Origin of the sequence: Bradyrhizobium sp. 27S5, from assembly GCF_037217225.1 — a bacterium.
Lineage (GTDB): Bacteria > Pseudomonadota > Alphaproteobacteria > Rhizobiales > Xanthobacteraceae > Bradyrhizobium > Bradyrhizobium septentrionale.
Map to the genome: position 1 here is coordinate 1,638,725 of NZ_CP147714.1, position 13,297 is coordinate 1,652,021.

Annotated in this window: 9 protein-coding genes and 1 pseudogene; 5 read left to right on the forward strand and 5 right to left on the reverse strand. The window is 59.8% G+C overall.

Translation table 11 applies throughout. The features are described from left to right. Window positions 1-84: 84 nt before the first annotated feature. From WDM24_RS07780 to WDM24_RS07790, 3 genes and pseudogenes are all read left to right on the forward strand, one after another. Entirely contained in the window at window positions 85-4,317 is a 4,233-nt protein-coding gene (locus WDM24_RS07780; protein WP_338830746.1) for a Ulp1 family isopeptidase, read from the forward strand. A 193-nt stretch (window positions 4,318-4,510) separates the two neighbouring features. Further along, window positions 4,511-5,065 (forward strand): annotated as a pseudogene (locus tag WDM24_RS07785) (IS256 family transposase); the annotation flags it as partial. 170 nt (window positions 5,066-5,235) lie between these two features. After that, the gene (locus WDM24_RS07790; protein ID WP_338830748.1) at window positions 5,236-5,538 is read left to right on the forward strand and encodes a transposase; all 303 of its coding nucleotides are present in this window, start codon (window positions 5,236-5,238) and stop codon (window positions 5,536-5,538) included. On the opposite strand, the gene WDM24_RS07795 is transcribed toward WDM24_RS07790, so the two are convergent. The 4 genes from WDM24_RS07795 to WDM24_RS07810 form a co-directional block, all read right to left on the reverse strand. After that, window positions 5,535-6,886 (reverse strand): IS3 family transposase gene (locus tag WDM24_RS07795; protein ID WP_166208706.1). Its coding sequence is split into 2 segments (ribosomal slippage): window positions 5,535-6,550 and window positions 6,550-6,886, totalling 1,353 coding nucleotides; the frame shifts between segments, so codons are not numbered across the junction. The genes WDM24_RS07790 and WDM24_RS07795 overlap by 4 nt on opposite strands. Window positions 6,887-6,948: 62 nt before the next feature. After that, complete coding sequence (locus tag WDM24_RS07800) at window positions 6,949-7,416, reverse strand: hypothetical protein (protein WP_338830749.1); 468 nt, start codon at window positions 7,414-7,416, stop codon at window positions 6,949-6,951. 212 nt (window positions 7,417-7,628) lie between these two features. Next, window positions 7,629-8,141 (reverse strand): hypothetical protein, encoded by a 513-nt coding sequence (locus WDM24_RS07805; protein ID WP_338830750.1) that lies wholly within the window; start codon window positions 8,139-8,141, stop codon window positions 7,629-7,631. Between the two features lie 569 nt (window positions 8,142-8,710). After that, window positions 8,711-9,385 carry a recombinase family protein gene (locus WDM24_RS07810; protein ID WP_338830751.1) on the reverse strand — a complete coding sequence of 225 codons (675 nt, stop codon included), beginning with the start codon at window positions 9,383-9,385 and terminating at the stop codon, window positions 8,711-8,713. Between the two features lie 1,293 nt (window positions 9,386-10,678). Between WDM24_RS07810 and WDM24_RS07815 the strand changes: the two genes are divergently transcribed. Further along, entirely contained in the window at window positions 10,679-11,146 is a 468-nt protein-coding gene (locus tag WDM24_RS07815; RefSeq protein ID WP_338830752.1) for a hypothetical protein, read from the forward strand. A 93-nt stretch (window positions 11,147-11,239) separates the two neighbouring features. Here WDM24_RS07815 and WDM24_RS07820 read toward each other — a convergent pair. Continuing rightward, a protein-coding gene (locus WDM24_RS07820) for an IS3 family transposase (RefSeq protein ID WP_338832275.1) occupies window positions 11,240-12,393 on the reverse strand; the annotation gives its coding sequence in 2 pieces (ribosomal slippage) (window positions 11,240-12,144 and window positions 12,144-12,393; 1,155 coding nt in all). Window positions 12,394-12,506: 113 nt separating this feature from the next. On the opposite strand from WDM24_RS07820, the gene WDM24_RS07825 reads away from it, so the two are divergent. Next, window positions 12,507-13,151, forward strand: a complete 645-nt coding sequence (locus WDM24_RS07825; protein WP_338830753.1) for a hypothetical protein — start codon at window positions 12,507-12,509, stop codon at window positions 13,149-13,151. Window positions 13,152-13,297: the final 146 nt, after the last annotated feature.

Here is a 13,297-nt window from a genome sequence, read left to right on the forward strand (position 1 = left end):
GTCGCCGCGCTGCCGTCTCGATTGCCCCGCGCATGAGATCCAAACCGAGCTCTGATTCGCCTACATCTTCGAAAGTGAGAACGGATGGATTTCACCTCAACTAGCCGACTGCAGCAACAATCGAACAGCGCCGCCCAGCAAGAGACTGCACCGGTGTCCCCGTCGACAGACGCGGCGGCCTTTGAGCGGCAGCTAAGCGAGATCACCCGTCCGGGTGATCGTGTGCTGATGCAGGCCCCCCCCCATCAAGTCGCCGCATCGCCATCGGAGGCGCAGCCCATCATGCAGGCGAGCGGGCACGAATGCCCTCCAGCGTCGCAGGATGGAGGCGGCGGGCCAATGCCAGGCGCCTCGGCGCTGCAGCCTGGCCAGTCAGCAGAGGTTTACGGTACCCGCAGGCGTCCTCTTTATTCCCAAGATGCTGACCTTATTTTGGGGCTTGAGGAGGCCCTCATCAAAGGGGGGGCTGTCAAACGCACTGCCAAGGAGAATGTAGGTCATCTTCTTAGATTGGGCCGCTGGCTCTTTGAAAACAAAAAGCAGGCCATTGCTGCTCGGCTCGACGACGAGTCGTTGACCGTTGATGCATGCGAGTTCTTCGGAAAGGGTAATCCCACGAGACTCCTTACGGCAATAGGTCATCTCCGGACCTCGCAGTCGACGGGCGGAATCGTGCCGATCGCAGACCGCGCTAAGCTGAATCCTTATCCCCAGGACGCGGCTCTCATCGAAGAGTACAAAAACGAAGCAACGACAGGTACCGCCAGTACCTATGCATTTACCCTTAGCAGTTTCAGTGACTACCTGCGTGAAAACAACAAGAAGGGCATTGCTGCTCGGCTTTCCGGCAAGGCGTTGGATGGAGATGTCGGAGACTATAAGAAGGACGCCGGTGGTAATAGGCGGATCGGTGCCGCACTGACCCATCTCCGAAAATCGCGGGCCGGCGCTAAAGCGATGGAGCTCGAGCGCCATATTTCCCCCGGTCCTGATCCCGAACGCGCGGCCCTGATGGAGCCGAGGCGGGTCAGCGACGCCGCTGCGGAGCACGGCGCGTCGCAGCGAGCTTTCAGTCGGCCAGAGGAGCTTCCTGCAGAAGGCTACGATCAGGATTTGGTTTTGGGGCTGATGGACGAACCCGGTCCGTCGCACTCGGCGCCGCAGCCGGCTCAGTCAACTGGAGTTTTGAGAAGGCAGAGGAAGCAGCCACTTTATTCCGAGGATGGTCCCCTTATTTCGGGGCTTGAGAAGGCCCTCATCAAGGGCGGGGCCACCGAAATCACCGCCAAGGCCAATGTATGGCCCCTTCGCAGCTTTGGCCGCTGGCTTGTCGCAAATAACAAAGAGTCCATTGCTGCTCGGCTCGACGACGAGTCGTTGACCGTTGATGCGCGCGAGTTCTTCGGAAAGGGTAACCCCACGAGACTCCTTACGGCAATAGGTCATCTCCGGACCTCGCAGTCGACGGGCGGAATCGTGCCGATCGCAGACCGCGCTAAGCTGAATCCTTATCCCCAGGACGCGGCTCTCATCAAAGAGTACAAAAACGAAGCAGCGACAGATACCGCCATTACCTATGCATTTACCCTTAGCAGTTTCAGTGACTACCTGCGTGAAAACAACAAGCCGGGCATTGCTGTTCGGCTTTCCGGCAAGGCGTTGGATGGAGATGTCGAGGATTATAAGAAGGACGCCGGTGGTAATAGGCGGATCGGTGCCGCGCTGGCCTATCTCCGAAAATCGTCGGCCGGCGCTAAGGCGATGGAGCTTGAGCGCCATATTTCCCCCTTTCCTGATCCCGAAGACGCGGCCCTGATGGAGACGAGGCGGGTCGGCGACGCCGCTGCGCGGCACAACGCGTCGCAGCGAGCTTTCAGTTGGCCAGAGAAGCTTCCTGCAGAAGGCTACGATCAGGATTTGGTTTTGGGGCTGATGGACGAACCCGGCCCGTGGCCGGGGGCCGCGCAGCGCGCTCACATGCGCCTCGCATCGTCCTCGGCGCTGCAGCCGACTCGATCAACTGGGGTTCGCAAGCAGTCTCTTTATTCCGAGGACGCTCCCCTTATTTCGGGGCTTGAGGAGGCCCTCATCAAGGGCGGGGCCACCGAAACCACTGCCAAGTACAATGTAAATCGCCTTCTCAGCTTTGGCCGCTGGCTCTTCGCAAATAACAAAAAGTCCATTGCTGCTCGGCTCGACGACGAGTCGTTGACTGTTGATGCGCGCGAGTTCTTCGGAAAGGGTAATCCCACGAGACTCCTTACGGCAATAGATCATCTCCGGACCTCGCAGTCGACGGGCGGAATCGTGCCGATCGCAGACCGCGCTAAGCTGAATCCTTATCCCCAGGACGCGGCTCTCATCAAAGAGTACAAAAACGAAGCAACGACAGGTACCGCCAGTACCTATGCATTTGCCCTTAGCAGTTTCAGTGACTACCTGCGTGAAAACAACAAGAAGGGCATTGCTGCTCGGCTTTCCGGCAAGGCGTTGGATGGAGATGTCGAGGACTATAAGGACGCCGGTGGTAATAGGCGGATCGGTGCCGCACTGACCCATCTCCGAAAATCGCAGGCCGGCGCTAAAGCGATGGAGCTCGAGCGCCATATTTCCCCCGGTCCTGATCCCGAAGACGCGGTACTGATGGAGCCGATGCCCGCCGGCGGCGCCGCTGCGCAGCACAGCGCGTCGCAGGACGCGGGCAGTTGGCCAAAGGAGCTGCTTCCTGTAGAAGGCTACGATCAGGATTTGCTTTGGGAGCTGATGGACGAACCCGGCCCGTCGTCATCTCTTCTTGAGCCAGCCGCGCGCCATGACCAGTCATCGGATCCCGGAGAGTCCATTCGTCCCTTGAACTGGGGCTACGACCGCCAGCAGTTCCCGGACGAGCCGATCGGTGCACTTGCCAGGAGCAACCTCCTGCCAAGCGAGGAGGTCCTCATCAACGATGAGCATGACACAGCTGAATTGAGGCCAGCGAAGAGGCCGAGGACCCTAGACAATCTGCACGGCGTTGCCAGCGAGCGGCAACTGAGCGAGATCGTCGCTTCAGGCGGTCGCCTGCTGACGTCGGCCCCCACCCAGGCGCAGCCGACGATGCAGGGGAGCGGGTACCAAGATGCCACGGCGCCGCAGCGAGCTGTCAGTCGGCCATTGGTCCTCCCGGAAGGTTATGATCAGGATCTGCGTTTGATGGTGGAAGACGGCCCACCGTGGCCCGGGGTTCCCCCGGAGCAGGCGCAGGACATAGTCCAAGCTGGACAGCAGAAACCTGCCTGGTCCGCCTCAACCTGGTCGCCGCAGATGCCGCTCAACTTTGATTGGAGTATGTGGCCGATGCTGGAAGCATCGCCAGCGCAGGCTGCCAGGGCTCGTTCAAGCACCTACGCTGGTCTTGAGCCATTTCTTGCTCTGAATGCGCCGACACCGTCCGAGTTGCGCGACGACGCTCACTTTGCGCCAGCGCACTCTACCAGGGCTCCCTCAGACATCTACGCTGGTCTTGAGCCATTTCTTGCTCTGAATGCGCCGACACCGTCCGAGTTGCGCGACGATGCTCACTTTGCGCCAGCGCCGGCTGCCAGGGCTCGCTCAAGCACCTACGGCGGTCCTCCATTGGTTGATCTGACTGCGGCCACGCCGTCTGAATCACGCGACGATGTTAATTCTGTGCCGGCGTTTCCGAGCACCTCCTACGATGCTCAGATCGGGGCTTTAGGTCCGACAGCCTCGTCTCACGGCCGCGGGCTGGTGCTCGAGGACACGGAATGGCTGGGCGACGAGCATGTCCTGAGAGATTACCAGCTCCTGGCGCAAGAGTTGGGGGGGGACAATCCGAATCTCGCCGCCCGGACGCGGTTCGTGGATCCTCTCATAACCCTTGTTAGCCTGCGCTTGGGCACCGAGAGCGAAATGCTACGCGCATTCCAGCGCATCGTCCATGATCAGAATGGTGACGACACAGCCGACTTCCTGTTCCTGCCAGTGAACAATGCCCGTGCTACGAATCTCCCCGGCACCCATTGGTCGTTGCTGTTTGTTGATCGCCGCGACCGCGAAAGGCCGGTTGCCTATCGCTACGACTCCATGGGGGAATACAACAACACGCCCGCAGCAGAGCTCGCAGCAAGGCTGGGCGCCCGCCTGGAGTCACGCGGCATGACCCAGCAGCTGAACACTTATGATTGCGGCGTCTTCGTGGTGGACGGCACGCGGGCGCTGGTTAGGCAATTGGAGCAAGGACGAGCACCACACCTGCTGAACCTCAGCAGCCTCGTTGCCAATCGGCAGGCGCTGCAGAACCGACTCAGGGGCTGATGTCGTACGCATACGACGAAGCTTTCAATTACCCATAATTTCGTCGACTCGCGCTGATCCGCGAAATCTTGAATCGAAAGTATCACTTGTGATTCGGGGATGTCCCGGGTTCTGTTGAATTTCTGAAGAGGTCGGCGTTGCCCACCTTGAGCCGGTAGGCTCGGGGTGCTGATTCCACAAAGGAGGCAACGCCATGACAAGAGATATCACACCGGCTGGTTGGCCGGCGACCGGGGCGGTGGACGAAGCGTTTGCAGAAGTGCGGGCGAGCTTCGATCGGTTCTGCCTTGCGGCAGGGATCGAGGCGCTCGGCACGATGATGGAGGCGGATGTTGTGGCGGGCCGCGCCACGATCGCGAGGCGGCGCGGCGGACGCACCTTGGGCCGAACGCGGGGACGGATCGGCTTCCACGGCGGCAAGATCGAGGTCGAGCGCCCGCGGGTCCGGGGCGTGGATGGCGGCGAGGTCACGATCCCGAGCTGGGAAACGGCGGCGCAGGAGGATTGGCTCGGTCGCGGGGCGATGAACCTGATGCTGATCAATGTGTCGACGCGCCGGTTCGGCCGCGCCGTCCGGCTGCCCGAAGGTGACGTGCCGGTACCGCCCGGATCGGGGGTTTCGAAGTCGGCGGCCTCGCGGAGGTTCGTAGCGCTGTCGGCGGCGCGGCTGGCTGACTTCATGGCTGCCGATCTGTCCACGCTCGACCTTCTGGTGGTCCAAATCGACGGGCTGCATCTCGGTGCGGATTCCGATGATCTCGCCCGGGTGTACCGATTTGATCTCGCCAAGGATTCCGAGATGATCTCGCCCACCATTCCGATTTGATGTCGCCCGGGGGCGCGAGTGAAATGGACCCCGATTTTGGGACCAGAGGTTAGTTGGAAAAGGGCCGCTCCGTTTGATAGACGGAGGGCATGATGACGACGAAGACGAGACGCAAGATCGACGCGGCACTGAAGGCAAAGATTGCGCTGGAAGCCGTGCGGGAGCAGGCGACGGTGGCCGATCTGGCCCAGCGCTATGAGGTTCACCCGAACCAGATCTATGCCTGGAAGAAGCAACTGCTGGACCAGGCGGCGCGGGCCTTTGATGCGGGTGTCGGGCGCGAGAGCGAGGAAACGCGCGAACGCGAGATCGAGAAGTGTCCGTCGTCAGATAATTTGAGACTAATCAGGCTTTTCGAGAAGGGAGGCTCTGGCTCATCTGTTGTTGGAGTTTAAGCGGCCTGCAGTTGGTGCTGCAAGCGGCGGTTTGCGATGGTCTCACGCTTGATGCGCTGTCGTTCGGTTAGGATGGTCTCGGCTCTGCCGAAGTAGACGTCAGCCGGGGTCAGGTTTTTGATGCTCTCATGATAGCGGACGTGGTTGTAATGCTCGACGAAGGCGCCGATCTGCCGTTCGAGGTGGTGAGGTAGATAATAGTTCTCGAGCAGAATGCGGTTCTTCAGGGTCTGATGCCAGCGCTCGATCTTTCCCTGGGTTTGGGGATGATACGGAGCGCCGCGCACGTGCTGCATGCCCTTGTGTTCGAGCCACCTGGCCAGATCGTCCGCGACGTAACTCGAACCATTGTCGCTGAGAAGCCTCGGCCGGTGCGCGACGGTGATGTGGTCAAGGCCGGAGGCCGCGAGTGCCTGGTCGAGTGTGGCCGTGACGTCGGAGGCACACATCGTGGGACCAAGCCTCCAGGCGACGATGTAACGCGAGAAGTCATCGAGCACGGTCGACAGGTAGTACCAGCCCCAGCCGGTGATCTTGAGGTAGGTAAAGTCGGTCTGCCAGAGCTGGTTGATGGCGGTGGTCTTGTCCTTGAACTCGTTCGCCGCCTTGATCACCACATAGGCGGGGCTGGTGATGAGGTCATGCGCCTTCAGCAGCCGATAGACCGATGCCTCGGAGACAAAATACTTCCGTTCGTCGGTGAACCGCACGGCCAGCTCGCGCGGCGACAGCTCGGGCAGCTCCAGCGCCAGGTCGATGATCTGGCCCCGCACATCGTCGGGGATGCGATTCCATATCCGGTCAGGTCGAGACCGGTGGTCAGCCAGCGCCTCGACGCCGCCATCACGATAGCGATCATACCATCTATAAAACGTGGCGCGTGGGATCCCGAGCTTGTCCAGCGTGCGCTTGGCCGGCAGGTGCGACTGCTCGACCAACTGGATGATCTCGGCCTTCTCGGACGCAGGATATCTCATGCCTCGTCCTCCCCATCCCCGTTCATGCTTTTTTTGAGTAGGCGGTTCTCAAGGGTGAGGTCGGCCACGACTTCCTTCAATGCGGCCGTCTCACGACGGAGATCCGTCACCTCGCCGGAGGTCGCCGCACGCGCCGTATCGCCCGCCAGGCGGCGCTTACCGGCTTCGAGGAACTCCTTCGACCAGCCGTAATACATTGAGGCGGCAATGCCCTCACGCCGGCAGAGCTCGGAGATGTTCTCCTCGCCCCGCAGTCCTTCCAGCACGATGCGGATCTTCTCTTCCGCCGAATACTGCCGGCGGGTCTGGCGCCGAATGTCCCTTAGTACCTGTTCTGCCGGCGCTTTGCCCGGTCCGGATTTCTGCTTCATCTTCGCTCCTGGTGGCTACGATGAACCAGAAATCCTCCCTCCGCAAAATCCTTCAATTTGTCTCACACGCCCTGACGGCAAACAACTACGACATCGCTTGCGTGGAGTTGCTCGTTGGTTGCTCGTTGGGCGCTGTGATCCGCCACGGCAACCTGACGGCCAGCGAGAGCATTGATGGCAGCCACCATGTCATCGGCTTGGGCGATCAGGCGGGTGACGATGAGTATGCCAACAGGCGTCTTTTGGGGTTCGGCGGCATTCTGCTCAGCCTGTAGCGCCGCATACACCTTGGCTCCCAAGGTCTTCCCTGAGCCCGTTGGGGGCCACAGGATGCGCCAGCGGGGCGTCACGTCAGCGGCCGTGTCGAGGATCGCGGATTGGTAGGTGTTGGCCATGGTAGTCCACAGGGCCTTTAGAGCGGCACTGGGCATGTTATGGTAGGTGGTCGTCCATTCGTTGGTTAGACGGGCGACGAAGGTCTGCGGCGGCACGAGGGCGTATCGCCCGTGCAGGCCGATAAGGTTTGTCATGTTGGGGTAAGTTCCAGAGAGGGAATTAATGGGGGGCAAAGCTCTAAAGAGAGTACCCTATAGAGGTCTAACCCCCATTGTTTTGCCAATATTTGCAGTTACTTAGCTTGTTTGTTGCAAGCCTGAACTTCCATTGAAGAATGTTACAGGTTGCAATGAGGAGGGAGCCTCTTTTGAAGAGTACAGAGCTTCCGCTTACAGAGCAGAGACCCTTACGGCGCTGACATCTCGTCTAGCGCGCACTCAGCAGCACCCGTAGCCAACTTCAGAACACTCATGGGCTTCAGTCGGGTGTATTTGAGAATGACGTCTAGGGCCTGAAGCTTTGCCCTTTTGCCTATTGGACCCAAGGCGAGCTTGAAAGCCTCCCTGAGCACAACCTCAGCCATCCCCGCCTCTGTGTCGGGAACAGGGATGCTAGATTGAGCGGCCACTGTTGAGGTTGCTGCGGCGGTCTCCGGAAGCAGCCCATCTGCCTTCATGGTCTGGATTATCTTATCGGCCTGTGCGTCAGCCACGGCCCATAGTCGCTGAGCCTCATCCTTTCTCATCCCGTTGGGGATACCTGTACGGGTGAAGCGCCCAGGATCAGTCTTGCGTAGCTCCTTCCTTCTGCTGTCCCTAGCAGCCATCTTTGCCCTGTAATCCGGGTCGGCCCACTTGGCCTTCATAGCTTCTGAATGGGAGGGGTGATGTTTAGTCTTGCCCCTTGGTAGTCTTGCCATCGTGTTCTCTGTGTTCTTCGAGTGCTGTTTGTGTGTGTGTGAACGGCTTGAGCCGCTGGGGATTTAACGCCCCAATGAAGGGGGCTTTGGCGCGCGCACCCCTTAGCGGCTCTATGCCCTCGGGCGCCCTAGGACCGGCCGGTGCGTCTAAGGGCAACTAACCACAGCCGCCTGTACGGCCCGCCTATGGGCCCTAGCGACGCGCTTCCCTCCCTTGTCAGGAGGTTCGTCCGCGAAGTGTTTGAATCTGTTGCATTCGGCCTAATGATACACTGGGCAGACGACGTGGGCCTTGGCTAAGCGCGGCGTGGGGCCCATACGGTTCTTCCAGCGAAGACACCGATCTGTTTAGCTAGGCATAGGCCCTTGGCTTTAGCCCGAACTTTTTGAAGCCGGAGGCCCCGAAACCTCAGCCCGGGGGCCCCATGCTGCCTCGGGGCCCCTTAGCTGCCGTTGCGGCCGTAAGGTCGGCCCTTGCTGTAATGCGTAGGAACGTTGGTCTGTTAAGCTATTGAATCTGTTGCATCAGGCCGAATGAAACACTCTGGGGCCTATGCCACCCGTTCTGCTCAGGCGCGTTCGAGGATGTTGGCGATAGATTGCGCGTACCACAGCCCGCCACGCGCTGTAGGGATACCGCGAGCATTCAGCGCCTCAGCAATCTGCCGTAGCGTGCTTGCGCCAGCCTTCTGTGCCTCACGGATGATTGGCAGCACGTTGGCCGCGTAGCGATCAGCCTCAGCCTTCACGGCCTCCACGGCGCTCTTACGGGCCATATGGAGCTTTGGGTTACCAAGGGTTACCCCGCGAGCCTTTGCAGCCGATAGTGCCTGCTGGGTGCGTGTGGAGATGAGCGCGCGCTCCTTCTCGGCCAACGCGGCGAACAGGTGGAGGACGAAGGGGTCAACATCCGGCCCCAACTCCGCGACCAGGAATGGGACCTTGTGGGCCATGAGGCCCGAGATGAAATGTACATCGCGGCTGAGCCTGTCGAGCTTGGCTACAGCTACGTGGCACCTGAGTTTCCTCGCTGCGGCCAAAGCGGCCTTGAGTTGCGGTCGGCGGTCCAGCGCGTCCGCTCCCTTGCCGGTCTCTACCTCCACAAACTCGCGGGCGACCGTGAAGCCTTCAGCTTGGGCGAAGTGCGCGAGTGTCTGGCGCTGCGCCTCCATGCCCAATCCTGAACGGCCCTGCTGGGAAGTCGAGACACGGATGTAAGCGATTAGGGTGCGTTCGGTCGTCACAGTGGCCTCCAACGGTCAACTGTAAAAAACCTTATCGTCCAATTATGATTTATACGACGCCCGTTTTCGAATCCCTGCGATTCCGTTTTGCATGGCTCGTCATGACGGTTGATAAGTGAGGGGAGCTTCTACTGCGGCGAATCGGGCTGACCGGCCTCGTGCCACGGGTGATCAGAATGAAGAGCTTGAGCGAGCGCTATAAGACAGACCATCTCAGCCTAGCCGCCGTGGCGCAAAGGATAGGCGTGCCGATACAGTACCAAGGCGATTCAGCCAGCGAGGATGAACATGGCTGCTGAAGGCGATCAAACACCGAGCTTGGGGATCGAGGTGCCCTTTCAAGTCGGCATCGCCGGTTCCGACATCGACCTCAGCAATGCTGACGAGCGTGAGCGATGGCTACGCGGGCAGCCCATTGAAGTCGCGATGGTGATCGCGGCACGTGCGGCGCTGAGAGCAGTGCCAGGCCTTTCGTTAGCCCGAGGCTCAAGCGGAAGCCGATTGACGAGACGCCGGGTGATCTTACGTGTCTTTCGAGCGGTTGCCGCTGCTTGGGCCGTATCAGCGTTCCCGGGACGGCGAGATGCCTTAGCTAGTGCCGCGAGAAAAGCGGTGTCAGGGCTTGGAGATGTTCAGGCCCCGCCGCCCGAACGTGCCGCAGCGTATGCAATAGCAACTCTCCTGGCCTCGAACATCGATGCTCCGGCACGAGCGACAACCTGTATCAGCTATGCTTTAGATATGGCGGGGGAGAGAGGACAACTGGCCTTCGATAGCATGTCGAACGCTATTGTGACTGACGCAAATCTGCTCCGAGAGAGGTACAGTTCCGTAACGATAGCCACTTCGCAGCTTTGGCCTAGTCGGCCGCCCGAGTGGGTGCGAGAGCCGTGGGAAGAACTAAAAAATTCGCTTATCGCAGAGAACGAAGGTTGGCATGTTTGGTCGCTCTGGTACGAAGCTCGACTATTTGGACAAGTGATACGGGAGCCGCTCGAAATCGCCCGCGCTTTGATCCCCGACGAGCTTTGGAACCAAGAGCCCCGCATCTTGAACACGCGCATTCAAGAGCTGGTCGACGAGAACGGAGCCACAGGGGGTGAACCTCAAGGCGTGCAAGGTGTAGGCACGGCGGGCACAATCAGGCCATCGGCGTCTAGTCCGACAAGTGCGGAGCGTTCGGACGCTCAGGTAGGCACAATCCGTAGCCAAGTTGAAATTTCAGCAACGGCAGAGGTAGTACCAAATCCGACAGTCGAAGCGGTGGCTCTACAAATCAAGAGCAATCCGCAGATGTTCGAGGAGGCCGCTCGCTTCGCAGCTAGGTCGATAGAGCGGGAACTAGAGACTTTAGCTGCAAAGATTCCCAATGAGCCCGGTGCCCTTGAAGGATACCACGAGGTTAGAGCTGCTCTACAAAGGCTTCAGAGTGGATTCGAGGGCCTCGCGTCGTCCGTTGGGGAAGCGAGAGAGGTGGCGGACACGTCTGAGCAGACGGCCCTATTAAGAAAGGTTGTGCGCACGGCTAGGGCAATGTGCGAAGGCTTTGTTGATTGGTTTGTTGAACACGGCAATAGGTCCGGGCGAGTCATCGCTGAACTCGGTCTCGCTGGTGTAATCTCGGGGACGCTGAGTTATTACACGGGTGTTCCGCCAATGATGACCTTTCCGGTTACGATAGCCGCAATGTCCGGGCAAAGCATTTGGGAGGCGATCAAGGCCTTCGCTCCGAACAAGGAAAAGACAGGCAAGAGCGGCTGAACGGCCACGCTTCGATTCCCGCTTCAATCGTGAAGATCATAGTAGCCACAAAAGACTACTCTGTGAGCTGCTGCCGGTTTGATGGACACCCGCTTAAGCTAATCCCACCTTGCGCTCGAACTCAACCGGGCTGAGATAGCCGATGGTCGAGTGCCTGCGGGTCGTGTTGTAAAATCGTTCGATGTAGTCGAACACATCGGCGCGTGCCTCATCTCTGGTTTGATAAATCTTGTTGGCCGTACGCTCGGTCTTGAGCGAGGAGAAGAAGCTCTCCATCGCCGCGTTGTCCCAGACGTTGCCGGAGCGGCTCATGCTGCAAACGATGCCGTGGTCGGCCATCAGGCGCTGGAACTGCTCGCTGGTGTACTGGCTGCCCTGGTCGGAGTGATGCAACAGCGCATCCGGCTTGCCGCGCCGCCAGACGGCCATCAACAATGCGTCCGTCACGAGCTGTGCCGTCATGGCGGCACTCATCGACCAGCCCACCACGCGGCGTGAGAACAGGTCGATCACCGCTGCGACATAGAGCCAGCCTTCGGCCGTCCAGAGATAGGTGAAGTCGGCGATCCACTTCTGGTTCGGCCGCTCGGCGGCGAACTGCCGGTCAAGGAGGTTCGCCGGTACGGTCTCGAGCTGTCGATCGCCGCTGTCCTTCGGTAAGCGCCGACGTCGCGGCCGCGCCCGCAAGCCTTGCAGGCGCATCAGCCGCTCAATCCGGTGCAGGCCGCAATCCGCCCCGTCGGCGAGCAGGTCACGCCACACCCGGCGTGCGCCATAGGTGCGGTCGCTGGCGGCGAAGCTGGCCTTGACCTTGCCGCCGAGCTCCTCGTCGCTGCGGGATCTGGCGCTGGGAGAGCGGTTCAGCCAGGCATGGAAGCCCGACCGCGACACTCCCAGCGCATCGCATAGCCATGCCACCGGCCAGATCGTCCGGTGCTTCGCGACGAAGGCGAACTTCATGTCGCTTCCTTCGCGAAGTAGGCTGCGGCCTTTTTTAGGATATCCCGCTCGGCCTTCAGCTTGGCGACCTCACGGCGCAGCCGCTCGATCTCCTGCTGCTCCGGCTTCATCTGCCCGTGGCCGGGAAAGGCTTGCGCCGGGTCGGAGCCCAACTCCTTCACCCATTTGCGGAGAACATTCTCATGAACATCCAGGTCACGGCCAGCTTGCGCCACCGACACCCCACGTTCCCGCACCAGCTTGACCGCCTCGACCTTGAACTCGCGGCTGAACTTCCGTCTTTTCATCGCCACCTCCGGCTTCATGAAACACCTAATCTCGGTGTCCATCAAACCGGCAGCAGCTCACTGTGGGGCTTCATCGACGACGCGGATCGAATGCGCATTTTGGCGGGAGTGTGATGCTAGAATTTTGGAAGTCGGACATTGGGAAGGTTGCACTCGGAGGCGTCATCGCCGTATTCGGCCAACTTGCGGCCACCTCGGTAGCTTGGCTAAAGGAGTGGCGCTTCGCTGCGACCAAGGAGCGTAAGGACGCGGAGTACCTAGCGATGCGTCTCGTGCTCGTTTTGGATACTCTAGTGGGCGCTTGTTACAATGCAGTCCATGACCCGCTCAGGGAAGATAGTGAGGGTGCTCTCGAAAGTACCGTGCTCGATCCGACGCTCACGCTCCCTGTAGACGGCGACTACAAGGCACTTCCGCGAAGTCTGATGTACGAGTTGCTCTCGATGCCAAACAAGCTCGACGGTATCAAAGAAGGGCTTGCCGTAGCGGCAGAAGATTCGTTCCCTCCTGACTACCATGAATACTACGAGTATCGTGAAGAGCACTGGTCGAAACTCGGCCTGAAGGCTCTTGAATTAATCGACGCGCTTTGCCGCCAATACAAAATTCCTCCGCCGGAGCGTCCCGCGTATTACACGCCCAGAGAATCGTTCCGAGAAGTGGTGGCCAAAATCCAGGATGCTCAGCGGGAGCGAAGCGCGCGCAACGCTGCAATCATCGCGAAGCTGAACGCTTTCCCGCCTGTTCAATCGGAATAAGAGCATTGCGAGTGTTAGCTGGTAGCAATGCGACCGCAGTCTGAGCCGATTTGCTTCTATTTTTCAGTGTCTTCCAGAGTTGCCCTACGTCTCCCCCTAGGGAGCGCTAGTACCCTGTCACCGTGGCTAATCCCGAGAATTAGATA